16 protein-coding genes are annotated in these 22,566 nt (G+C 73.6%); 8 read left to right on the top strand and 8 right to left on the bottom strand.

Annotated features, from left to right (window positions below; all coding sequences use genetic code 11):
• The 3 genes from K7G60_RS34130 to K7G60_RS34140 all read right to left on the bottom strand — a co-directional run.
• On the bottom strand, nucleotides 1–1,017 hold a 1,017-nt coding region (locus K7G60_RS34130; RefSeq protein ID WP_225804839.1), incomplete at its 3' end, for an alkaline phosphatase family protein.
• Nucleotides 1,014–2,708, bottom strand: coding sequence for a glycosyltransferase family 39 protein (locus K7G60_RS34135; protein ID WP_225804840.1), 1,695 nt, complete (start codon nucleotides 2,706–2,708; stop codon nucleotides 1,014–1,016). The genes K7G60_RS34130 and K7G60_RS34135, both read right to left, overlap by 4 nt.
• On the bottom strand, nucleotides 2,705–5,347 hold the full coding sequence (locus K7G60_RS34140) for a glycosyltransferase (RefSeq protein WP_225804841.1): 2,643 nt from the start codon (nucleotides 5,345–5,347) through the stop codon (nucleotides 2,705–2,707). Before K7G60_RS34140 ends, K7G60_RS34135 begins: the two co-directional genes overlap by 4 nt.
• A gap of 190 nt (nucleotides 5,348–5,537) precedes the next feature.
• On the opposite strand from K7G60_RS34140, the gene K7G60_RS34145 reads away from it, so the two are divergent.
• From K7G60_RS34145 to K7G60_RS34160, 4 genes are all read left to right on the top strand, one after another.
• A complete protein-coding gene (locus K7G60_RS34145) occupies nucleotides 5,538–6,455 on the top strand; it encodes a TetR/AcrR family transcriptional regulator (protein ID WP_308082935.1) in 918 nt (305 codons plus the stop codon).
• Nucleotides 6,456–6,599: 144 nt separating this feature from the next.
• A complete protein-coding gene (locus tag K7G60_RS34150; RefSeq protein WP_225804842.1) occupies nucleotides 6,600–7,895 on the top strand; it encodes a triacylglycerol lipase in 1,296 nt (431 codons plus the stop codon).
• A gap of 30 nt (nucleotides 7,896–7,925) precedes the next feature.
• A complete protein-coding gene (locus K7G60_RS34155; protein ID WP_225804843.1) occupies nucleotides 7,926–8,951 on the top strand; it encodes an alpha/beta hydrolase in 1,026 nt (341 codons plus the stop codon).
• The gene (locus K7G60_RS34160; RefSeq protein ID WP_225804844.1) at nucleotides 8,948–10,405 is read left to right on the top strand and encodes a carboxylesterase/lipase family protein; all 1,458 of its coding nucleotides are present in this window, start codon (nucleotides 8,948–8,950) and stop codon (nucleotides 10,403–10,405) included. Before K7G60_RS34155 ends, K7G60_RS34160 begins: the two co-directional genes overlap by 4 nt.
• On the opposite strand, the gene K7G60_RS34165 is transcribed toward K7G60_RS34160, so the two are convergent.
• Nucleotides 10,329–10,916: an enoyl-CoA hydratase-related protein gene (locus tag K7G60_RS34165; RefSeq protein WP_225804845.1), complete on the bottom strand. Its 588-nt coding sequence runs from the start codon at nucleotides 10,914–10,916 to the stop codon at nucleotides 10,329–10,331. The genes K7G60_RS34160 and K7G60_RS34165 overlap by 77 nt on opposite strands.
• Between K7G60_RS34165 and K7G60_RS34170 the strand changes: the two genes are divergently transcribed.
• Nucleotides 10,894–11,268 carry a hypothetical protein gene (locus K7G60_RS34170; RefSeq protein ID WP_225804846.1) on the top strand — a complete coding sequence of 125 codons (375 nt, stop codon included), beginning with the start codon at nucleotides 10,894–10,896 and terminating at the stop codon, nucleotides 11,266–11,268. The genes K7G60_RS34165 and K7G60_RS34170 overlap by 23 nt on opposite strands.
• A gap of 21 nt (nucleotides 11,269–11,289) precedes the next feature.
• Here K7G60_RS34170 and K7G60_RS34175 read toward each other — a convergent pair whose 3' ends face one another.
• Nucleotides 11,290–12,156, bottom strand: coding sequence for a GNAT family N-acetyltransferase (locus K7G60_RS34175; protein WP_225804847.1), 867 nt, complete (start codon nucleotides 12,154–12,156; stop codon nucleotides 11,290–11,292).
• Between the two features lie 265 nt (nucleotides 12,157–12,421).
• On the opposite strand from K7G60_RS34175, the gene K7G60_RS34180 reads away from it, so the two are divergent.
• The 3 genes from K7G60_RS34180 to K7G60_RS34190 all read left to right on the top strand — a co-directional run bounded on the left by K7G60_RS34180 (nucleotide 12,422) and on the right by K7G60_RS34190 (nucleotide 15,412).
• Nucleotides 12,422–12,967: a hypothetical protein gene (locus K7G60_RS34180; RefSeq protein WP_225804848.1), complete on the top strand. Its 546-nt coding sequence runs from the start codon at nucleotides 12,422–12,424 to the stop codon at nucleotides 12,965–12,967.
• Nucleotides 12,968–13,173: 206 nt separating this feature from the next.
• Nucleotides 13,174–13,728 (top strand): hypothetical protein, encoded by a 555-nt coding sequence (locus K7G60_RS34185; RefSeq protein WP_225804849.1) that lies wholly within the window; start codon nucleotides 13,174–13,176, stop codon nucleotides 13,726–13,728.
• 37 nt (nucleotides 13,729–13,765) lie between these two features.
• Nucleotides 13,766–15,412, top strand: a complete 1,647-nt coding sequence (locus K7G60_RS34190) for a long-chain fatty acid--CoA ligase (RefSeq protein WP_225804850.1) — start codon at nucleotides 13,766–13,768, stop codon at nucleotides 15,410–15,412.
• A gap of 51 nt (nucleotides 15,413–15,463) precedes the next feature.
• On the opposite strand, the gene K7G60_RS34195 is transcribed toward K7G60_RS34190, so the two are convergent.
• The 3 genes from K7G60_RS34195 to K7G60_RS34205 all read right to left on the bottom strand — a co-directional run.
• On the bottom strand, nucleotides 15,464–15,904 hold the full coding sequence (locus K7G60_RS34195) for a hypothetical protein (protein WP_225804851.1): 441 nt from the start codon (nucleotides 15,902–15,904) through the stop codon (nucleotides 15,464–15,466).
• Nucleotides 15,901–17,019 carry an NAD(P)/FAD-dependent oxidoreductase gene (locus tag K7G60_RS34200; RefSeq protein WP_225804852.1) on the bottom strand — a complete coding sequence of 373 codons (1,119 nt, stop codon included), beginning with the start codon at nucleotides 17,017–17,019 and terminating at the stop codon, nucleotides 15,901–15,903. Before K7G60_RS34200 ends, K7G60_RS34195 begins: the two co-directional genes overlap by 4 nt.
• 170 nt (nucleotides 17,020–17,189) lie before the next feature.
• A partial coding sequence (locus K7G60_RS34205) for a non-ribosomal peptide synthetase (RefSeq protein ID WP_225804853.1) occupies nucleotides 17,190–22,566 on the bottom strand: 5,377 nt, incomplete at its 5' end.

Below are 22,566 nucleotides of genomic sequence, written 5' to 3' on the forward strand. Positions count from 1 at the left end.
GTACGCGCTGATCAGGACGGCCGGTACGCGCAGGCCGCGCGGGCCGTCGGCGGCGGCCGGCGGGGCCACGTGGTCGTACCAGCCGCCGGAGCCGTCGTAGCTCCACAGCAGCGCCGAGCTGTCCCAGTAGCGGCTGAGGGCGAGCTGGGTGGCCAGCGAGCGGATGAGCTTCTGGCCGGCCGGGACGGACCGCGCTGAGGTCTCGGACGAGCCCGAACTCGAGATGTACGCCACCGACGGCAGGGTGCCGTTGTCGAGGTCGCGGTAGTACTGGTCCAGGTCCACGATGTGGGAGGCGAGGGCGGGATCGTCGAGGAAGCGGGCGTGTCCGAGGAGCGGGACGCGCACCTGCTGGGTGGAGCCGGGCGTCCGGACGTTCTCGTCGGGCCGGTAGTCCTGGACGTAGAACTTCCAGCTGACACCCGCCTGCTGGAGCCGGTCGAAGATGGTGGGGCGGTCGCCCCCGGCCGTCGGGGCGGCTCCCGAGACCCAGTAGGAGCGTTCGGCGGCGGTGCCGTACGGGACGGCGGAGAAGAACCTGTCGAAGAGCACGTAGCGGTCGGCGGCCGCCCAGGAGAAGGGCAGGTCCCGGGCGTCGTAGTGGCCCATGACGGGAGTCCCGTCCCGGCCCTGGCGGGTGTACGCGGACACGAAGCCGTCCATGCGGCCGCCGTTCACCTGCGCGGCGATGATGCTCCGACTGGGGGAGAGCGGGGCGGGGGCCTTGTCGTGCAGGGCGTACGGCCGCACGCAGTCGGCGGCGGGGCCGTCGGCGGTGCGCGGCTGGCAGGCGTCGGCGGGGATCCCGTCGGCTCCGGGGTACGTGCCGAAGTAGTTGTCGAAGGTGCGGGGGCCCTGCATCAGGTAGATGAAGTGCCGGACGGGGGTGGTCGCGCGGTGCTCGGCGGCGGTGCCGGAGCCCGGGTCGGGGTCGGTGGCGGCCGCGGCCGTGGTGGGGCCGAGCAGCAGGGCCGCGCCGGCCAGCGCTGCCAGCAGACGGGCGGTCGGCGACTTCATGGCACACGCACCTGGTAGACGACGAACACCGGAGTGGGCGTCGGGTCGGCGGAGGAGGCGGGGACCCGCAGGGCGGAGGTGTAGACGGGGGTGCCGCGGTACTTCTCGACCAGCTGCCGGATCTTCGCGCCGTAGAACGGGGAGCGGTGGGCGGTGTAGGAGTCCCAGACGAGGTACTGGAACTCGCCGTCGCGCAGGGAACGGTCGGGGTTGGGCACCGGCGTGTACGACGGGTTGCGGTGGAGCCGGTTGACGCTCACCGACAGCGCCGAGACGGACTTCCCCCCGTAGAACTGGAGGACGTTCGCGGTCGAGGGGCCGGCGGCGAGCAGCTGCGCCCCGGCGGGCACGTGGTCGCGCACCCACTGGCCCGCCTCGCGGCCGCCCGGCAGACCGCCGGAACCGGCGAGGAACGAGCCGTTCGGAGCGGCGGTGATGCGGGTCGCGGAGGAGAGGGCGAGGGTGGCCGTCACGACGAGCGTGACGAAGACGGCGCCGACGGCGGCCAGCACGCCGGGCCGCAGCCGGAGCCGGCTGCGCCGCGTCCGGCCGGACCGCATCCGGCCGGGCCGCGGCCGGAGTTCGGCGAGGGCGCTCAGCGCGCGGCCGGCCAGCACGGCCAGCGGCGGCGCGACCGGCAGCAGATAGGGGAAGCCCTTGACGGGCCACAGGGTGAAGAACAGCACGGGCGCGGCGATCCAGCACAGCAGCAGGCCCTCGCGCCAGCTCATCCGGCGGCGCAGCAGGAACAGCCCGGCCGCGGCGGCCACGAGGGCGGCCCAGCCGACGGCCTGCGGCACCGTGACGGCGTAGAACCCCATCGGATGGTTGGCGCGCCGGAACAGCTGCCACTGCAGGTAGTCCTGCCCGGTGGAGCCGTGGCCCGCGAGCGACGTCGCGAGCGGGAAGGCGGCGACGACGAGGCAGAGGACACCGGTGGCGAGAACGGCGTGCCGCAACCGCATCCGCGCCGAACGGCTGAGCACGAAGAAGACGTACAGGCCGCACAGGAGGACCAGCGCCGTCTCCTTGGAGAGCGTGGCCGCACCCAGCGCCGCCGCGGCCCCGAGCAGCCAGGGGAGGCCGTCGGAGCCGCTCTGCACGTACCGCACGACGCAGTACAGCGCCACTGTGGCGCACAGCGTCATCAGCCCGTCGAGCAGCACCTGACGGGTCACCACCACGTGGTACGGCATGACGGCGAGTACCAGTGCGGCGGCGAACCCCGCGGCGCGGCCGTAGAGCCTCCGGGCCAGCAGGTACGTGACGGCGACGGTCAGCACGCCGATGGCGGCGGCGACCGCGCGGGCGGTGAAGTCGTCGGTGCCGCCGCGCAGGAAGAGCGACAGGAGGCCGGCGAACAGCACGGGGTGGGCGCGGAAGACGGGGAACACCGTCTGCATGCCGGGGTCGCCGGCGAGGGAGGCGGCGGTGCCGGTGTAGACGGCCTCGTCGCTGTTGAAGCCGGTCTCGGTGAGCTGCCAGAACCGCAGGAAGCCGGCCAGGGCGAGGACGGCCGTGAGCGGCAGGGCGCTCCGCAGCGCCCAGCGGGCGGCGCGCCGCCGGGCGCCGCGGAAGTCCCGGCGGGCCTGGGGGTCCGCCGTTCCCGGTGGGCGGTCGGTGGCCCGCGAGCGGCTGTCGGTCCCGGGGGCGGCCGTCGCGTCCGCGGTGGAGTACGCGGGACGGATCATGGCGTCCTCCCGCCGGCGTCGCCCTCGCGGGAGGCGCCGGATTCGGCCCGGAGGGCGGTACCGTACGGGTGCAGGGCGCCGGGGCGTACGGGCAGGGACGGTCCGCCCTTCGGTTCCTCCGGCATCCAGTGCGGCCACGGGTGCCCGTCGACCGGGTGTGCCGGGCGGCCGTTGACCGCCGGCCGGCCCGTGTCGAGGAGCCGCGGTATCTCGTCGGCCCAGCCGAAGCGGTCGGAGGCCAGGACGCGGGTGCGCACACCGGAGAGGAAGCCGGACAGGACGTCCCGTTCCCGGCTGCGCAACCGGGCGTGGTCGAGCCCGTCGACGGTGATGGCGGGGGCGAAGTACCTGAAGGGCGGGAAGCCGTAGGCGTCCTCGGTGTTGACGAGCAGTCGGTCGACGGTCTCGTCGTGGCCGAGGTCGCTCAGGCGGGGCGTGCCGCGCTCGATGACGAACAGTTCGGTCACCTTGACGGCGCTGCTCAGCCTGCAGGACACGAGCCGGTCGACGGCGTACTTCGGCGGGGGCACGAGGATCTGCGTGACCGCGTTGATTCCCATGATGGGCAGGTTGTGGCGGGCCAGGGTGAAGGCGAAGGAACGGCCTTCCTTGGAGTGCAGCCGGCTCTGCCGCTGCAGCCGGCGCCATTCGTGGGGGGTCAGGTCGTCGGAGCGCACGGCGTGCAGGGTGTGCGCGCTGATGGTGAGCGGCTTGGGGAAGCAGAGGGCGTTGCCGGTGGCGTCGACGACGGTCATGTCGTCGGACAGGAACCGTCCGTCGTGTTCGCTCAGCAGCCGCAGGACGGTGGACGTCTTGCCGGTGTCGGTGAGCGCGGAGAGCATCACGCCGGTGCCGCCCAGCTCGACGCACGCGGAGTGCAGGAGCATCCGGCCGCGGGCGACGAGCACGAAGCGCAGCAGCGCCTCCAGGACGTTGGTGTAGACGACGTGCGGGGAGCGGGCGAGCAGCGGGCTGACGAGGACGTCGACGGGGTCGCCGATGTCGACGCGGAAGTTGGCGCCGAACCGGCCGAGCTGCTCCTCGTACTGCACGGTGGTGGGCTGCGGTCCGCCGCGGCCGGGGATCTCGGTCATGACGGAGCGGTGGCGGGGGAACCGGCGGCCCACGTCGCCGACGCGGACGGTGATGTCGCAGGAGTCGGGCGGCACCCACTGGGCGCGGAAGAACTCCAGCTCGGGCAGGCGGATCTGGGAGCCGATGGTGACGGTGCCGGCGATGTCGTAACGGTAGGTCAGGTACCTGGGGCGCTTGGGGTGGTGGGCCGGGGCGGCGGCGGGGTCGGCGGGGTCGGCAGGGGCGGAGGCGGCCCTGGCGGGGGAGGGCGCCGTGGAGCCGGGAGGGACGGAGCCGGGGGCGACGAGCACGCGCACGGGGTCGCGGCGGGCTCCGTCGTCCCGGCGACCGCGGTAGATGAGCAGGTCGCTGAAGAGGAACCGGGCCACGAAGAGCGCGACGAGGCTGATGACGTTGGCGGTGAGCAGTCCGATCCCGGTGTCGACGAGCCATTCGAGGAGGGGCAGCCGGCCGAGCAGCAGCAGGTTGTTCAGGGCGAGGAAGGCGATGCCGCGGACGAGGACCGCACGCTTGTCGCCGCCCCGGCCGCCGCGGTAGACGAGCGTCTCGAGGAGGGCGAAGTTCCACAGGGACGACACCTGGGTGGCGAGCGTGGCGCCGAGGAGCTGCTGGAGTCCCACGACGGAGTGGAAGAACCACAGGGCGGCGGTGTTGACGGCGATGCCGCTGACACCGACGAGACCGAAGGCCAGGAACCGGGTGGTGGCGCCGAGGTCGCGGCGGCCGGGCACGGCGTGGCGGACCTGGTCGGTGCGCCGCGCGGCGGCGAGGTCGGGGCGGCGCAGCCGGAGCAGGTGGCGCAGGAACCGCATGCCCTCGCGCAGCGAGGCCTTGGAGGTGCCGGCCGCGCGGGGCGCGAAGCGGTAGGCGACCTCGGCGACGCGTGCGCCGGGATGTCGGACGAGCAGCTCGAGCAGCACCTTGAAGCCGAGGGGGCTGAGCCGGTCCATGTCGATCGCGGAGGTACGGAAGGCGAAGAGTCCGCTCATGGGGTCGCTGACGCCGGCCAGCCGGTGGGGGAAGACCGCCTTGGTGAGGAGCGTGCTGCCGCGGGAGACGAGCCGGCGGACGGGGCCGTCGAGCCCGTCACCGGTCGATCCGGATCCCGCGTAGCGGGTGCCGACCACGATGTCGACGTCGTGTCCCAGGGCGGTGCGGGCGAGCGCGGCGGCCGCCTCCGGCGGGTGCTGGAGGTCGGCGTCCATGACCAGGGCCCATTCGCCCCGGGCATGGCGTGCGCCCGAGAGGACGGCCCCCGCCAGGCCGCCCTCCCGGGCGCCGCTCTCACGGTGGATCATGCGGACCGGTAGCCGGCAGTCAGGGGCGTGCCGCGCGGCCGTCGCCGGTGTGTCGTCATCGCTGTCGTCGACGAACAGGATCTCGACGGGCAGGCCGTCGAAGGCCGGTTCCAGGGCGCGCAGCAGGAGCGGGACGGATTCGCGCTCGTTGCGCGTCGGGATGACGAGGGTCAGACGGGGCCGAACGAGCGGGCGGGGGGCGTTCAGTTCGGAGCACTCGGTGCGGAGGGTGCGGTTGCCGTCCATGTCAGCGGCCTCCAGCGGGGGGACCGGGCAGCTGTGCTGTCGTCGTACGTCTACGTTTTAAACATACATATTGCGCTGCCTTATCCTTGATGTCAATGGATGTCCATTTACGCGGTAAACGTATGGCTTTGATACCCTTCATGTATAGTCGGGAGGAGTCGCAGCGCGACCTCGAGCCCGGAGGCATGCCATGGTCAGCAGCACCCAGCCGGAGCGCAGGAAGGTGGACGTCGGCCACCCCACCGAGCGGCGCCGCGGCCGGCGCCGGCTGAGCCGTGAACGTGTCCTCGCCGCGGCCCTCGAGGTGGTGGACCACGAGGGCCTGTCAGCCCTGAGCATGCGGCGGGTCGCCGCCGAGCTCGACGTCGAGGCGATGGCGCTGTACCGCTACGCCCCCAGCAAGGACGCGCTCCTGGACGGACTGGTCGAGCAGCTCTACACCGAGCTGCACGAGGACCTCGCCCGCGAGGAACCCGTACCCCTCGGCCAGGCCGCCGAGCTGCCCGAATGGCGCGCCGAGCTGCGCCGCGGCGCCTGCGCCCTCTACCGGATCGCCCTCGCCCACCCGCACGTCGTGCCGCTGCTGGCCACGCGCCTGCTGGCCGTCCCGCTGGCCCGCCGCCCCCTCGCGGTGCTGCAGGCCCACGAGCGGGTACTGGCCCTGCTGGACCGCGCGGGACTCGACGAACCCGGCGTCGTCACCGCCTACCGGGCGGTCACCGGGTGGGTGCTCGGCTACATCTTCAGCGACCTGCGGGCCATGGTCGAGAACCCCGACGAGCCCGATCCGGCGTTCCGCCTGGGTCTGCACCTGATGCCGGCCCGCGAGCTCCCCCGGCTGCGCGAGACCGCGCCCTCCCTGACCGAGAAGGGCGGTTACCAGGAGTTGACGGACGGCCTCGACGCGCTGCTCGACGGCATACTGGCCGCGTCCGCCGCACGCAGGGCCCGGGCGGCGGAGCCCGCGGACGACGGCGGCCCGGCGTCCGACGGCGAGCGGCCCGGGTCCGCGCACGGTGACACCCCGGCGTCCGACGACGAGCGGCCCGGGTCCGCCGGCGAGCAGCCGCCCTCCGCCGACGGCCGGTCCGCGCCCGATGCCGTATAGCCGCCCCTCATGCTCACCTTTCACTTTGTGTGGCTCGGCCATATGCCCCGCTGACTCCCCGCCCGCCTAACGTGTGCAGCTCCCGATGCCGGGACGGGCACCGGGAGGACGCGCCGAGGGCGCACGAGCGGGGGAGGCCGGGGCATGGCCGACAGAAGGAGTCCGGGGCGGCGGTGGCGACTGCGCGCGGCCCGTGTCATCGCGGTGGTGGGGGTCGTCGCGACGGCCCTGCTGGGACCGCCCGCCGTCGCCGCCGCGCCGCCCCCGTACCTCACGCTGGAGGCGAGCTACGGCACCGGGACCGTCACCAACGGCTGGGAGCGGGTCGAGCGCTATCTCGACACGACCGGCGGCTTCCGCACCGAGGGTTATCCGGCGGACGGCCGCGGTGACCAGGACGGCAAGCGCGTCACGTACTTCGGCGGCGTCTCCCGGCCGTCCTCCGGCCGGTTCCTGCTCTACTCGGCCCCCGGCTGGAACACCGGCAGCCGCACCACCCCCGTCCTCCTCGTGCACGGGGCGAACGACACCGCCGACCGCGCCTGGGCCAACCCCGGCGAATCGGGCGGCTACGGCTGCGGCGCCGCCTCCTGCCCGTCCACCGGGCTCATGCAGTACCTCGCCGAGCGCGGCCACCGCGTCTTCGCCGTCGGCTTCGCCCACAAGCAGGGCGACAACCTCATGCAGGCGCAGATCGTCGGCGACGCGATCGCCGTCATCAAGGCGAAGCTCGGGGTCGACAAGGTCGACCTGGTCGGCTGGAGCAAGGGTCAGATGTCGACCCGCGCGTACGTGTCGTCCCTGAAGCCGAGCTGGGGACGGGCGTACGCCGGTGACGTCCGCCGACTGATCACCCTCGGCGGCCCGAACGGCGGCTACGACTACCCGTACGCCCACGGCTGGGCCCACGACTTCTCCATCTGGCCGGAGTGCGGCGGAAAGATCAACGCGCCCTCCCCGCACTCCCACATGACCTGCTACGGCCTGTACACCGCGCACCCCGAGTTCTCGATGTCCCCGGCCGGCGGCCAGGACAACTACCCCGGGCAGCGCCAGATGCTGGCCCGCTGGGACGGCGTGTACGGAGTCGACGGCGCCGCCCAGGACTGGTACACGACGTACTACGGCGGCCAGGGCTTCTACACCGCCGGCGCCGGCATCCAGGCCGCCATCGACGCCGGATCGCTCATCGGCCCGCTGCACAGCGCCGGAGTCCCGGCCTCCGTCACCACCTACCTCCTGGCCGGCGGGTCCGCCGACGTCCTCGGCATCTTCAACGAGAACCGCGGCCCCAGCGACGGCGTCGTCTTCGTCTCCAGCGCGCTCGACACCACCGGCATCCCCACCGTCGGAGGCAAGGCCACCGTCGCCGGGGCCAACCACCTCGAACTGGGCTGGCACAGCGCCGCCGCCGCCCAGGTCGCCACCTGGCTCTCCTGAAGCACCCGAGGACCGAAGGACCAGAAGGACATGACCACGCTCCGCACCCGCCGCGTCACCACCGCCCGGCTCACCCAGCAGATCACCGAGGCCAGGACCGAGGGCGAGGCCGTCGTCTTCGTCCACGGCAACGTCTCCTCCTCCGCCTTCTGGCACTCCACCCTCACCGCGCTCCCGGCCCCCTACCGCCCCCTCGCCGTCGACCTGCGCGGCTTCGGCGGCACCGACCCCCTGCCCGTCGACGCCACGCGCGGCCTGCGGGACTACGCCGACGACCTCGCCGAGCTGCTCGCGGCCCTCGGCATCGACCGGGCCCACCTCGTCGGCTGGTCCATGGGCGGCGGCGTGGTCATGCAGTACCTCCGCGACCACCCCGCCGCGGTGCGCTCCGCGACCCTGGTCAGCCCCGTCTCCCCGTACGGCTTCGGCGGCACCCACGGCGTGGACGGCGTCCTCAACTCCGCGGACGGGGCGGGCTCGGGCGGCGGGACGGCCAACCCGGAGTTCGTCAGGCTGCTCGCCGAGGGCGACCGCGGCGCCGACTCCCCGCTCTCGCCGCGCTCCGTCCTGACGACCTGCTACGTCAAGCCGCCGTTCCGCACCGCGCACGAGGACGCGTACGTCGAGTCCATGCTCGCCACGCGCCTCGGCGACGACCACTACCCGGGCGACAGCACGCCGTCCGACGCCTGGCCCGGCATCGCGCCCGGCACGCGCGGCGTCCTCAACTGCATGGCCCCGACCCACTTCCGCGTCGACGACCTGCACCTGGTCGACCCCAAGCCACCGGTGCTGTGGATACGGGGAGAGGACGACATCATCGTCTCCGACACCTCGATGTTCGACCTGGCGCACCTCGGCGCGATCGGCGCGGTGCCGGGCTGGGACGGCACCCCCGCGCAGCCGATGCTGGCGCAGACGCGTCACGTCCTGGACCGCTACGCGGCGGCCGGCGGCACGGTGCGGGAGGTCGCCGTCGCCGACGTGGGGCACGCCGTCCACCTCGAACGCCCCGAGGAGTTCGGCAAGGCGCTCCTCGAGGTCCTCGCGGCATGACGGTGTGCCGCACCCGGCAGGGGGAGGTCCGCGGCCGGACCTCTCCCGACGGAGTGACCTCCTTCCTCGGCATCCCGTACGCCGCTCCGCCCTTCGGCGCGCGACGCTTCCGGGCGCCCGCCCCACCGGAACCGTGGACGGGGGTGCGCGACGCCACGGCCCACGGGCCGACGGCACCGCACGCCCCCTACGCCCCGCCCTTCGACGCCCTCGTCCCGGAGAACACGATCCCGGGGGACGACTGCCTGAACCTCAACGTCTGGACGCCGGCCCCGGAACCGGGCGCCGGTCTCCCCGTGATGGTGTGGCTGCACGGAGGCGCGTTCACCAACGGCTCGGGCTCGGCGTCCGGGTACGACGGAGGCGCCTTCGCCCGGGACGGCGTCGTCTGCGTCACCCTCAACTACCGCCTGGGCGCCGACGGTTTCCTCCACCTCCCGGGTCGCCCCGACAACCGGGGCCTGCTCGACCAGATCGCCGCGCTCCGCTGGGTCCGGGACGAGATCGCCTCCTTCGGCGGCGACCCGGAGCGGGTGACCGTCTTCGGCGAGTCCGCGGGCGCGATGAGCATCGGCGCGCTGCTGACCACCGGGGCGGCCCGCGGGCTCTTCCACCGGGCGATCCTGCAGAGCGGAGCCTGTCACCACTTCCTGCGCCCGCCGTCGGCCCGGCTGATCGCGGCCCGCCTCGCGGAGAAACTGGGGATCGAGCCGACCCCGGAGGCCTTCGAGGCCGTTCCCCTGCCGGAACTCCTCCCGGCCCAGGGCGCGTTGCGCGCGGAGGTGAGCGCCGACCCGGACCCGGCGCGGTGGGGCGAGGCGGTGCTGAACATCATGCCCTTCGAGCCGGTCCGGTCCGGCCCCGCCCTCCCCGGCCCGGACTGCGGCGTCGACCTGATGATCGGCAGCAACCGCGAGGAGTACCGCCTGTTCCTGGTCCCCACCGAACGGCTCCACGTCCTCCCCGAGTCCTCGCTCCGCGCCATGACCGCGGCCTACGGCCTCGACCCGGCCGAGGCCCTTCCCGTCTACCGGGCGGCCCGCCCGGACGCCACACCGGGCGAACTCCTCGACGCGGTGGCCACCGACTGGTTCTACCGGATCCCGGCCGTCCGCCTTGCCGAAGCCGTCCCGGGCTCGTACCTCTACGAGTTCGCCTGGCGCTCCCCGCGGTTCGACGGCACCCTCGGCGCCTGCCACGCGCTGGAACTGCCCTTCGTCTTCGACCGCCTCCACGACCCGTCGTACGCCCCGCTGCTCGGCGCCCACCCGCCCCGGGAGCTCGCGGACGCCGTGCACGGGGCGTGGGTCTCCTTCGCGAAGACGGGCAGCCCCGGCTGGAAGCCGTACGACCGGGGGACCCGTACGACGATGACCTTCACCGCCCCACCCGCCCCCGCCCCGGTCGACGACCCGCGCGCGGAGGAGAGGCTGCTGTGGGAGGGAGTGCGCTGAAGCGGGAGTCCGACCACAGGACCTGGCGGTCGAGGAACCGCCGCGGGCCCGTCCGTACGCCCTCCGCGGGCACGGTGGCGGCGAAGCGGGCCGACTCGACGGCGAGCCCCTCGTCGATCGGCAGGTCGATCCCGCGGGTGACCGCGCGCAGGCAGGCCGCCACCGCCGTCGGCGCGTGCCGGGTGATGTGCGCGGCCGGCTCCCGTGCGGCGCCGAGGAGTTCACCGGCGGGCACGACGCCGTTGACGAGGCCGATCTCGGCGGCTCGGGCGGCCGGGACCGGATCGCCGGTCAGGATCATCTCCAGGCCGCGCTTGCGACCGACACGGCGCGGCAGTCGCCGGGAGCCGCCGAAGGGCGGCGGGACCCCAAGGGAGACCTCGGGCTCGGCGAAGGCCGCGTGCTCGGCGGCGATCCCGAGCGGCGCGGTCTCGGTGATCTCGCAACCCCCTTCGTACGCGAGGTTGTTGACGACGACGATCACCGGCTTGGGGACCCCGGGGCTCGTCACCGCGCTCGCCACCCGCCGGCTCTCCGACGGCACGGTGACGCGCCTGGAGCGGGGCCGTCGCGCGGACGCCGCCGCCCGGCAGGACATCGCCCGTGCGGCACCGACCGGCCTGGACGTCACGGCCCACCCGGCCTCGTACACGGTCCGGCCCGGTCTGGAGCCGCATCGGTGGCCCGACCACGTGGCGGCCGCGCTCGCGGAGGAAGGCGTCCTCGTGTCCACCGCGGACGCCTTCGCCACCGGCCCCCACCGCCCCAGGGCGCTCCGGCCGGTGCCGGCCACCCCGCCCCCGGACGAACTCCGGGACGCGCTGCACCGTCCGAGGGGGACGATCGAGGCTATCCCGCCCTGATACGGGGTCCCGGAGCCTCCCTCAGGCGTCCCGGTACCGGTCCCGGACCTCGGGGCACGGCCGGAAGCCGGCCGACTCGTAGGCCGCGACGGCGCCGGTGTTGGAACTCGGGGTGCAGACGAGCGCGCTCGACGAGCCCAGTTCCCGGAGGGCGGCCGCGGCGGCGAGGGTGATCGCCCTGCCGTGTCCCCGGCGGCGGTGGTCGCGGTGCACGCCCATCGGTTCGAGCAGACCGGGCCTGCCCGGACCGGCCGACCACACCGTCACCGCCGCCACCGCGTCGTCCCGGTCGTCGTACGCGAGCAGGCACCGGGCGTCGGCGTACGGCAGCCCGGCCGCCATCGCGCGCCAGCGGCCGGCCGAGAACTCCGATCCGTCGAACGCCGCCCGGAGCACGGCGGCGAAGACGTGCGCCCGCTCCGGCCCGACCTCCTCGATCCGCAGGCCGGGGTCCCGCACCGGTGCCGTGAGGTCGCGGCGCAGCGGTGTCCACGGCTCGTCGACGCCCCAGCCGGCCTCGGCCAGCAGCTCCTGGACGAGCGCGTCCGCCGGCGCCTCGACGTTCACCCTGCCCGCGGGCAGCACGCCGTGCTCCGGCGCGGTCACGTCCTCGACCAGCCGCCGCGCCGGCTCCTCCTCCCGCCGGGCGTCCGGCGCGATCGTCAGCCGCAGCAGTCCGGGGCCGTCCAGCAGCCCGACGGCGAGGATCCGCCCGTCCCGGCTCCACGTCCTGACCGCCCCGGCGGTCGCCTCCGCGCCCGACCGCCAGAACCAGCCCAGGTCGCCGGGATGCAACTGCATCGGCGCCCCCTCGTACTGCCAGGCGCGCAGCACGTCCACGACCTCGCCCAGCCGGTCGGCCCCCGGGGTGTCCACCACGATCGTCATGCGCCGATCACACACGACGGCCCCGGCGTCCCGCACCCGGATTTCGGCGGGGCGGCCGCGGTGGCGAGCCCGCGCGGGGCCGGTGCCCGGTCCACCACGAGCGCGTCCGACGGCTGTGAAGCCCCGGTGAGGGTTCGGGCGGCGGCCGGTGAAAACGGTTGGCCCGAACGGCTCGACGGAACGGCCCTCGATCATGGAAACTGATCGACAACAGGCCCTCAAGTGGGCCGAGTTCATCAAGAACTGACAAATGCGGGGGATGAACATGGCAACTCTTACTCGCCGTTGGTCGGCGCGCATAGCGGGCGCGATGGCCGGAGCGGCTCTGGTCGTCGGCGGCACGACCGGCGTCTCGAACGCCGCCGTGACGCCTCCTCCCGGGGCGAGCCCGTTCGACGCCCTCGGGAAGTACGGCGTGGTCACGAGCGAGCACCCGGACACCGTCGGCTGCAACGGCTACAAGGTGGTCGGATCGGGGACCGTCACCGGCAACCGGATCAACGGCACCGGCACCTGGTCGCAGACGGAGGACGCCTGCACGGCGACCGTCCCCGGGAAGTGGGACATCAACGGCAAGCTGACGCTCACCCAGTCCGACGGCTCCCACCTCTACATCACCTACCACGTCAGCGCGCCGCTGACGTCGGACCCCATGGTCTACCCGACCGGCACCTTCACGATCACCGGCGGCGACGGCGTCTTCGACGAAGCGGTCGGCAGCGGCACGATGAACACCACGGTCAACCTGCTGGACAAGGAGCACGTCAGCGCCGCCCTGTCCGGATCCATGGGTTTCCGGTGGCAGATCTGACCTAGGACCGGTCAGCGGCGGATGACGCCCTGACGGCGCCCTCCACCCCCGGAGCCGGCTTCGCCGCGAGCGAGGCCGGCTCCGCTTCTTCGTCCGCGACGCGCGCGTCGAACGTCTCGACGGAAGACTCCTCGATCGGGGAAGCTGTCCCCAACACCCCTTCATCGGGGCCTAGTTGGACAGATCTGACAACTTCGGGGGAGAACATGGCAAGAGCTGCCCGTCACTGGTCCACGCGCATGGCGGGCGTGGTGGCCGGAACGGTACTGATCGCAGGCGGCACCGTCGGCGTCACCTACGCCGCCGAGACCGGCCCCTCGGCCGTCGCTGCCGAGACCTACCTTCCCAGCGTCGAGATCACCAGCAACTTCGCGGTGGTCGCGACCACGCACCCCGACACCGTGGGCTGCAACGGGTACAACGTGACCGGGACGGGGACGTCCACCGGCAGGCCGGTCACCACCGCCACCTGGACGCAGAAGGAGGTGGTGTGCACCGCGACCATCCCCGGCAAGTACGACATCAAGGGGACGGCGACGATGACGGAGCCCGACGGCGACCGGCTCAACATCAGCTACGCGCTCACCGCGCCGCTGACGTCGGACACCATGGTCTACCCGACCGGCACCTTCAAGATCATCGGCGGCTCCGGCAACTACGAGTTCGCCGCCGGCAGCGGCAAGATGAACGCCCGCGTCAACCTGCTCGACCACGATCACGTCAGCAGCTCCCTGCTGGGGGAGATCCAGTACCTCGGCTGATCCGTCCTCTGACCGCGTACTCGCAAGGGGCCGCACCATGAAGAGCACGATGCAGGACCGCGAGCTGCTGGTTCGCGACATCCTCGCGCACGGACAACGCGTGTACGGGGACAGCCGGGTGGTGCGGTGTGCCGACGGACCCACCGCACGGTCCTCACAGACCTTCGCCGACATCGCCCGACAGGCCGAGCGGCTCGCCGCCGCACTCGCCCGGCTGGGCGTGCAACTCGGCGAGCGGGTCGCCACACTGGCCTGGAACACCCCCGAACACCTGGTGGCGTACCTCGCCGTACCGAGCATGGGGGCGGTGCTCCACACGCTCAACCTCCGCCTCCACCACGACCAGTTGGGCTACATCGTCGAGCACGCCGAGGACGCCGTCCTCCTGGTCGACGCGACCCTCCTGGACATGCTCCCGCCCCTGCGGGACCGGCTGGGCGGCGTGCGCCACCTGGTCGTCATCGGCGACGCGCCGCAGGTGGAGCTGCCCGCCCACATCGCCGTACACCGCTGGGACGAACTGCTCGCCGCCGAGCGGCCCGGCTTCGACTGGCCCGACCTGGACGAACGGGAAGCGGCGGCGCTCTGCTACACGACCGGCACCACCGGCGACCCCAAGGGCGTGGCCTACAGCCACCGCTCGATCGTCCTCCACACGCTCGGCGTCTCGGCCGGCGCCGGATTCGCGATGCACGACGGCGACCGCGTCCTGCCGATCGTGCCCATGTTTCACGCCAACGCCTGGGGCTGGCCCTACGCCGCCTGGCTGGCGGGCTCCGACCTCATCATGAACGGCCGCCGGCTGCACACCCCGGACCTGGCCCGGATCATCAACGAGGAGCGGCCCACCGCCGTCGCGGCGATCTGCACCATCTGGAACAGCCTGGTCCACCACGGCGAGCAGCACCCGCTGGACATGAGCGGCGTACGACTCGCGGGCTGCGGCGGCGCCACCCCGCCGCGCGCCCTGCTCCAGCAGCTCAAGGACCGCTACGGGGTCCGGCTGAAGCAGGGCTGGGGACTGACCGAGACCAGCCCCCTCGCGACCTTCGCCGTCCCCCCGCGCGGCGCCCCGGACGAGGACGAGGTCGACTGGCTCGCCAAGAGCGGCCGCCTCATGCCCTTCGTCGAGGCCCGGCTGATCGCGGAGGACGGCAGCGAACAGCCCTGGGACGGCCGCTCGGTGGGCGAACTGGAGCTGCGCGGACCGTGGGTCGCCGGCTCGTACTTCAACACCGAGGACTCCGCGGAGAAGTTCCACGACGGCTGGCTGCGCACCGGAGACCTCGGAGTGATCGAACCGGGCGGCTGGGTGGTCGTCAGCGACCGGCTCAAGGACGGCATCAAGAGCGGCGGCGAGTGGATCTCCACCATCGAGCTCGAGAACGCCATCATCGAGCACCCCGCCGTGCTCGAGGCCGTCGTGGTCGGCGTGCCCGACCCGCGCTGGGAGGAGCGCCCCCTGGCCTGTGTGTCACTGGTGCCGGGCGCGGGGGTCGGCGGGGACGAGCTCCGGGAGTTCCTGGCCGGACGGGTGGCGCGCTGGTGGATACCGGAGCGCTGGTCCTTCGTCGACGCGGTGCCCAAGACCAGCGTCGGCAAGTACGACAAGAGGGCGGTGCGGACGTCGTACGGGGAGGGGGCGCTCGACGTCTGGGTCCCGGGCGAGTCCCCTCGGGAGTAGGACGTACGGGAGGCGGCGCCCCGGTGACCCCGAGGCACCGCCTCCGTACGCCTAGGCCGTCAGCAGGCGTTCCGCCTCCGCCAGCAGCTCCCGCTGCCCGGCGGGGTCGAGGCCCAGCTCCCGTACCCAGCGGAGCGTCAGGACGAGGCGGGCCTGCATCGCCCCCTCGGGATCCGACTGCTCACCGCCCGCCGCCGGCTCCGCGCCCAGACCGTCCGCGATCAGACGCTCCAGGGCCGCCGGGTCGAAGTCCTCCGCGCCGGCCTCGAGGGAGCCGAGGAACTCCGCGACGTACCCGCCGATCTCCTGCGGCGTCGCCCCCTGCGGGAAGCGGCGGCGGGCGGCGAGCCCGAAGGCGGCGCCGACCGCCTGCCCGTACCCCGGCCCGGCGGGGTCGAGGGCGGCGGACTTCTGCGCGAACCCGATGAAGTCGAACGCCAACAGGGCGCCCAGCACGTCGAGTTCGGTGGAGGTGGTGGTGGCGGTGGTCATGACGGCTCACCTTCTGCCGGGGAAGAGACGGTCGTGGTGCTCCGGGCGGCGGCGGTGATCGCCGCCGCGGCGCGCTCGGCGTCCCGGCCGACGAAGCCGATCAGCGCCGAGCCGCGGGTGCGCATCCGGTAGAGCCCCAGGTAGTGGCTGCCGGGCAGCACCCCCGTGCCCTCCGTGTGCAGGGGCTGCCCGTCCTCGTCGAGCATCGCCGGGTCGAGCCAGCTCCAGTCGGTGCGGTAGCCGGTCGCCCAGATCACCGAGGACGGCTTCAGGCGCTCGCCGTCCCCGACCAGCAGCTCGGCGCCGTCGGCTCCGGTGATCCGGCCCACCGTGCGCATCCGGCCCGCCGCGACCAGCTCCGGCACCCGGTCGCCGACGATCGGGTCCGGCGCCTGCATGTTCACCGGCAGGCTCATCACGCCGAGCACGCTCATCCACCAGAACATGTCCCGTCCGACGACGGTCTGCGGCAGCGGCGGCGAGACGGCCTCGCTGCAGCCGAGCACCACGCTGTGGGTCTCGGACAGCTCCGCGGCGATCTGCCGGCCGGAGTTGCCGTCGCCGACGACCACCACGGTGCCCGGCGGCACCTGGGCGGCGCTCCGGTACTCGCTGGTGTGCAGGGTGGGCACGTCCGGGCTCAGCCCGGCGGCGAAGTCCGGGACCCGCGCCCTGCCGAACGCGCCGGTCGCGATCACGACCTGCCCGGCCCGGCAGACGCCGTGCGCGGTGGTCAGCAGATAGCCGTCGCCGTCCCTGCGCAGCGACAGCACGCGGTGGTCGGTCAGCACGGGGAGCTCGAACCGCTCGACGTACTCCCGCAGATACGCCACGACCTCGTCCTTGCCGGGGTAGTGCGCGCCGGCCCCGGGGAAGGGCAGGCCCGGCAGCCCGGAGAACTGCGCGGACGTGAACAGCTTCAGGGAGTCCCAGCGCCGCTCCCAGGTCTCGCCGACCTCGCTGCCCGCGTCGAGCAGCACACACCGGATCCCGGCCTGCCGCAGGTGGTACGCGGCGGCGAGCCCGGACTGACCCGCCCCGATGACGGCGACCGGCACGTCGGCCGGCAGCGTGCTCGTCGGCCGCCTCGTCGGGTCGGCCTGATCTATTCGCATACGGAATGTCCTCACTTCTTGGACCTGGAGCCCGCGGAACCGCAGGACCGGTCCGGGGTGCGTCGGCCGGACCGGGGCGGGACCGGTCCGGGGTGGATCCGCAGGACCGGACGGGCCCGGTCCGGGGTGGACCGGCCGGGCCGCCCGCGCGGCGGCCCGGCCGGTTCGGGTCAGTGCGCGTCGAGGGCGCGGCGCAGCTCGCCGGCCAGGACGCGCAGCCGCTCGCCCCGCATCACCGTGTAGTGGTCACCGGGTACGTCGACGAGGGTGGCGTCACCGGGGAAGTGCCGCATCCAGCGGGACGCGGTCTCGACCGTCGCACCGCCGTCCGCGGCCCGCAGCGACACCACGCGGCCGGCGAACCGGCTGGGCGTGTGGCGCAGCAGGGCCCGGTAGTTGTTCCGGAACCGGTCGACGATGCCGCTCAGCGTGTCGAGGTCGATGTCCTCGGACAGCGCCCCCGCGGCCCGTGCCTCCGCGTGCAGCACCCGCACCGGCGGGCGGCCGTCGAAGGCCCCGGGCGGCAGCTCCCAGTCCACACCGGCGAGGCCCGCCAGGTCCCGGGCGAACCAGGACAGCAGCGTCTCGTCGGAGACGGGCGCCCCCTCGGCCGGGCCGGGCTCGACCATCAGGTCGATCACGGCGAGCAGCTCCACCTCGGCACCCGCCGCGGTGAGCAGGGCCGCCATCTCCAGGGCGACCACCCCGCCCATCGACCAGCCGCCGAGCCGGTACGGACCCTCCGGCAGCGCCTCGCGGACCGCGGCGACGTAGTGCGCGGCCATGGCCTCGACGCTGGTCAGTTCCGTGTCCGGCAGCTGCAGCGCGTAGAACGGCTGGTCGTCACCGAGGAGTTCGGCGAGCTCCGCGTAGCAGAGCACGTCACCGCCGACCGGGTGCACGAACACCAGGGGAGTCCGCGAACCGCCCGTACGCACCGGCACCAGCGCCTTGCGGCCCTCCTCGCCGCTGCCGGCCTCCCGGACCGCCTGGGCGAGCAGCTCGATGGTCGGCCGGGCGAAGAGGGTGGACAGCGGCAGGCTGCGGCCCAGACCGCGGGCGATCCTGGCCATGAGGCGCACCGCGAGGAGCGAGTCGCCGCCGAGGTCGAAGAAGCTCGCGGTCACCCCGATCTCGGTCACGCCGAAGAACTCCGCCCAGATCTCGGCGAGCCGGCGCTCCACCTCGTCGCGGGGCGCGACGAAGCCGGCGCCCTCCGCGGCGACCTCCTCGGGAGCGGGCAGCGCCGCCCGGTCGACCTTGCCGTTGTCGCTGAGCGGCAGCTCGTCCAGGACGAGGATCCGCTGCGGCACCAGGTGCGAGGGGACCACCCGACGCAGCGCCTCGGTGATCTGCTCCTCGGTGTCGTCGCGCCCCTCGTCGAGGACGACGTACGCGATCAGCCGCTTGGGGCCGTGCTGCTCGCCCGCCGCGACGACCGCGGCGCTCCGCACGCCCTCGCACTGGGTGAGGGCGGCCTCCACTTCGCCCAGCTCGATCCGGTAGCCCTGGATCTTGACCTGGGAGTCCAGCCGGCCGAGGAACTCGATGGTCCCGTCCGGCAGGAAGCGCCCCATGTCACCGGTGCGGTAGAGACGCTCACCGGTGACCGGGTGGTGCAGGAACGCGGCGCGGGTCTTGGCCTCGTCGTTCAGGTAGCCGCGGGCCAGACCGACCCCGGCGATGTAGAGGTCGCCCGGCACCCACACGGGGCAGGGCCGCATCGCGCCGTCGAGCACGTGGAAGCGCTGGTTGCGCATCGCCTTGCCGTACGGGATGCTCACGCAGTCGTCCGGGACGTCGCCGATGGGGTGCAGGATCGACCAGATCGACGCCTCCGTGGCGCCACCGAGGCTCCACAGCTCCGCGTCCGGCAGCAGCAGCCGGATCCGGTCGGGCAGCGACACGGGTATCCAGTCACCGCTCATCATGACGAGCCGCACCGGCAGCCCGGTGAGCCCGTTCGACAGGGCGTGCTCGGTGAACATCTCCATCAGCGCGGGCACGCTGTTCCAGACGGTCACCCCGTGCTCGCTGACGAGCTCCGCCCAGCGGGCGGGCTCGCGGTGCGCCGCCGGCTCCGGCAGGACCAGGGCGCCGCCCGCCGAGAGCAGTCCGAAGACGTCGTAGACCGACAGGTCGAAGTGCATCGCGGACAGTCCGAGTGCCCGGTCCGCCGCGGTGACGCCGTAGCGCTCGTTGACGTCTACCACCGTGTTCAGGGCCGCCCCGTGCTCGATCATCACGCCCTTGGGCAGTCCGGTGGAGCCCGAGGTGAAGATCACGTACGCGAGGTCGCCGGGCTTGGCGCCCGACTCCCCGAGCGGGGCGTCCTCGCCCTCGTCGTCGGCCCGCACCACGGTCCTGGTCACCCCCTGCGGCCAGTCCGCCGTGTCCTCCACCCACGGCTGGGTGACGACCCGGCTGATCCCCGCGCTCTCCAGCAGCACGTGCAGCCGCTCGACCGGCACCCGGGCGTCGATCGGGACGTACGCCGCCCCGGCCCGCAGGATGCCGAGCGCCGCGACGACCTGCTCCCAGCCCTTGTCCATCACGATCGCCACCAGGTCGCCGGGGCCGGCCCCCTGGGCGCGCAGCGCGTGCCCCACCTGGTTGGACCTGCGGTCGAGGTCCGCGTACGTCAGGGTCAGCGCCCGCGAGATGACGGCGGGCGCGTCGGGCGTGGCCGCGGCCCGGGCGAGCACCGCGTCGTGCAGCAGCCCGTCGGGCAGGGGCCCGTCGGTGTCGTTGGCCTCGGCCCGTACGGCCAGGTCGGCCGCCGGCACGAGCGCCGGCCTGGGCCGCTGCCAGGCCTCCGGGTCGCGGCACAGCTCGTGCAGCAACCGCTGGTACGCGGCGAACATGGCGTCCACGCAGCCCGCCGGGAACAGCTCCTCGATCACGTCCCAGTTCAGGACGAGCTCACCGGCCTCCTCGACCGCCTGGTGGTCCAGCCACACCTGCGGCGTGCGCACCGAACTGCTCACCTGGCGGCCGTTCTCACCGATCCCGGCGAGGTACTGCACGACCCCGCGCCGCTCGGTGTCCTGCTGTCCCGCGAAGTTCACCAGACTGGTGAAGACCACCGGCGCGGCGGCCCGCACCGAGGCGCCCCGCGCCCGGTTCAGCTCCCTGAGCACCTGCACGCCGCTGACCTGGCTGTGCTCCATGTCGCTCCACAGCCGGGCCTGCACGTCGTTCGCGCGGGCGGCGAACGCGTCGTCGGCCGAGTCGCGGATCTCCAGCATCAGCGTGGTGGAGAAGTTGCCGATGACGTCGCCGACCTGCGGGTGCAGCGGCAGCCGGTTGAAGTACAGCAGGTTCAGGCAGAAGTCGGGCGTGGCGCTCCACTCCGCGATCACCTGCGAGTAGGCGGTGCACAGCGCCGCGGAGGGGCTGACCCCGGCCGCCGCCGCATGCTCCTTGAAGCGGTCCCACTCCTCCTTCGGGAGGGTCGCGCCACGGTGGTCGAACACCGGCCGGTCCAGGCTCGACGGGGCCACCGCCAGCGGCAGCTGGGGCGCGGGCGGCAGGGTGTCCAGCCGGTCCCGCCAGTAGGCCAGCGCCCGGTCGTACTCGGGACCGCCCTCCAGCTCACGGGCCTGCCGGACGTAGTCCCGGTAGCGCAGCTCCAGCTCGGGCAGCTCCTCGCCGCGGTAGTGCGCGGCCCACTCCTTGAACAGGATCGAGGTGCTGAACCCGTCGATGATCAGGGCGTCGAAGCCGGCGTGCAGCCGGATCACCCGGTCGTCGATCCGGGTCACCCGCACGTCGAACAGCGGCCAGCGGGCGGTGTCGAAGACCTGGTGCCGCATCTCCTCGTGGACGGCGGCCAGTGCGGCCTCGCGCTCGTCCTCGGCCAGGTGGGAGACGTCCGTCTCGCGGATCGCATAGGCCGGGACCTCGCGCTGGACGCGCTGCTCGCCCTCGGCGGTGAAGACGGCCCGCAGCATGTCGTGACGCTCGATCATCGCCCGGAAGGACGCGCCGAGCCGCTCCAGGTCCACCTGCTCCAGGTCGATCTCGATCTGGAAGTAGGTGGAGGTGTTGCCGAGTTCGAAGGCGTCGCCACGGCCGACCAGGTACGCCTGCTGGAGGTCGGTGAGGCCGAACGGCTCGTAACGCTCCGCGTCGTCGTCGGAAACGTCGTCGGAAGCGGCGACGACCTCGCCGTCGGTCCCCGGCGTCTCAGTGTCCGTCTCCGTACCGGCGCCGAGCGCGGCGAGCACGTCCCCGGCGATGTCCTCGGTGCTGCGGCCGTTCAGGAACGCCGTCATCGGCAGCAGGACGTCGAGCTTCTTGTCCAGCGACGTCCGGATCTTCATCGCGATCAGCGAGTCCAGGCCGAGCGCCTGCAGCGACTGCCCGGCGTCCAGCCGGGCCGCCACCGTGCCGAGCGCCTGGGCGACGGTCCGCGTCACGAGGGCGCGCACCGCCTCGGGTTCCACCTCGGGCGCTTCGACCGGAGCCGGGACCGGGGCCGTCGGGACCGGGGCCGTCGGGACCGCGGCCCGCCGCTGCGGTTCGGACGCGACCGGCGTCACGTGCCCGGCCGCGGGCACCGGGGCGGCGGCGGGCTCCGCCACCGGCCGGCTCAGGGCCGGGACGAAGCGCACGCCGCAGGCCTCGGCGACCAGCCGGCCCTGCGCGGTGACGAGGCGGATGCGCGCCCGGGTGCCGTCCTCGAACAGTTCGGCATGACATCGGAGCCCGTCCTGGGCGCCGCCGCGGTCGTAGTGCACGAAGCGGTCGAGACCGGCCGGCACGAGCGCCGGACCGTCCATCGGGAAGCAGGCCAGCGCCGTCTGGAACATGGCGTCGACGAGACCGGGGTGGATCAGATAGCGCTCCGCCTCACCGGGCAGGGCGGACCGGATCTCCGCGGTGGCCTCGTCCCGGCCGAGCCGGATCCGCTCCACCCAGCGGGCGGCAGAGCCCAGGTACAGGGCGCGCTGCCACAGCATCCGGTACAGCTCGTCACCCGCCAGCTCGCGGCCCGAACCCACCGACGCGAACGCCACCGTGGGGGCGGCCGGCGCACCGGACGCGGCCCGGCCCTGCGCGTGCAGCTGCCAGCCGCCGGCTGCGTCCTGCGCGTAGTAGCGGAACCGGTCCCCGTCCACGACGAGCTGGGCGGCGCGCCCGTCACCGGCCGCCGGCCGGTCGAGGCCGACCGGTTCGAGCACCAGGTCGACGGGCAGTTCCAGGTCCTCGACGGACACGGGCCCCGGTCCGGCGAGTTCGGTGACCGCCTCGATCAACGACTCCACGAGCACACCGGCGCTGACCACCGGCCGTCCGCCGACCACGAAGTCACCGAGGCAGGGGTGCGCCACCGCGTCGAGCCGTGGGGCGAACTGCGCCCGCGCGAGCGGCGACGACGGCAGTCGCACGCCCAGCAGGTCCCCCCGCTCGGCAGGCTGCTCCGAGGTCCGCGCCTCGTCGCGCGGGGCGGCGACGGGCTCGTTCCGCAGCCAGTAGTGCTGCCGCTGGAAGGGGTACGAGGGAAGTTCGACGGCCCGTGCGCGGTAAGGCCGAAGGACGGCG

The sequence above is a fragment of the Streptomyces sp. NK15101 genome (assembly GCF_020400725.1).
Lineage (GTDB): Bacteria > Actinomycetota > Actinomycetes > Streptomycetales > Streptomycetaceae > Streptomyces.

Coding starts and splice junctions, on each gene's coding strand:
- K7G60_RS34160 (WP_225804844.1), top strand. CDS start 8,948: ATGACGGTGTGCCGCACCCGGCAGGGGGAGGTCCGCGGCCGGACCTCT.
- K7G60_RS34135 (WP_225804840.1), bottom strand. CDS start 2,708: ATGATCCGTCCCGCGTACTCCACCGCGGACGCGACGGCCGCCCCCGGG.
- K7G60_RS34185 (WP_225804849.1), top strand. CDS start 13,174: ATGGCAAGAGCTGCCCGTCACTGGTCCACGCGCATGGCGGGCGTGGTG.
- K7G60_RS34180 (WP_225804848.1), top strand. CDS start 12,422: ATGGCAACTCTTACTCGCCGTTGGTCGGCGCGCATAGCGGGCGCGATG.
- K7G60_RS34145 (WP_308082935.1), top strand. CDS start 5,538: ATGGTCAGCAGCACCCAGCCGGAGCGCAGGAAGGTGGACGTCGGCCAC.
- K7G60_RS34200 (WP_225804852.1), bottom strand. CDS start 17,019: ATGCGAATAGATCAGGCCGACCCGACGAGGCGGCCGACGAGCACGCTG.
- K7G60_RS34155 (WP_225804843.1), top strand. CDS start 7,926: ATGACCACGCTCCGCACCCGCCGCGTCACCACCGCCCGGCTCACCCAG.
- K7G60_RS34140 (WP_225804841.1), bottom strand. CDS start 5,347: ATGGACGGCAACCGCACCCTCCGCACCGAGTGCTCCGAACTGAACGCC.
- K7G60_RS34150 (WP_225804842.1), top strand. CDS start 6,600: ATGGCCGACAGAAGGAGTCCGGGGCGGCGGTGGCGACTGCGCGCGGCC.
- K7G60_RS34195 (WP_225804851.1), bottom strand. CDS start 15,904: ATGACCACCGCCACCACCACCTCCACCGAACTCGACGTGCTGGGCGCC.
- K7G60_RS34190 (WP_225804850.1), top strand. CDS start 13,766: ATGAAGAGCACGATGCAGGACCGCGAGCTGCTGGTTCGCGACATCCTC.
- K7G60_RS34175 (WP_225804847.1), bottom strand. CDS start 12,156: ATGACGATCGTGGTGGACACCCCGGGGGCCGACCGGCTGGGCGAGGTC.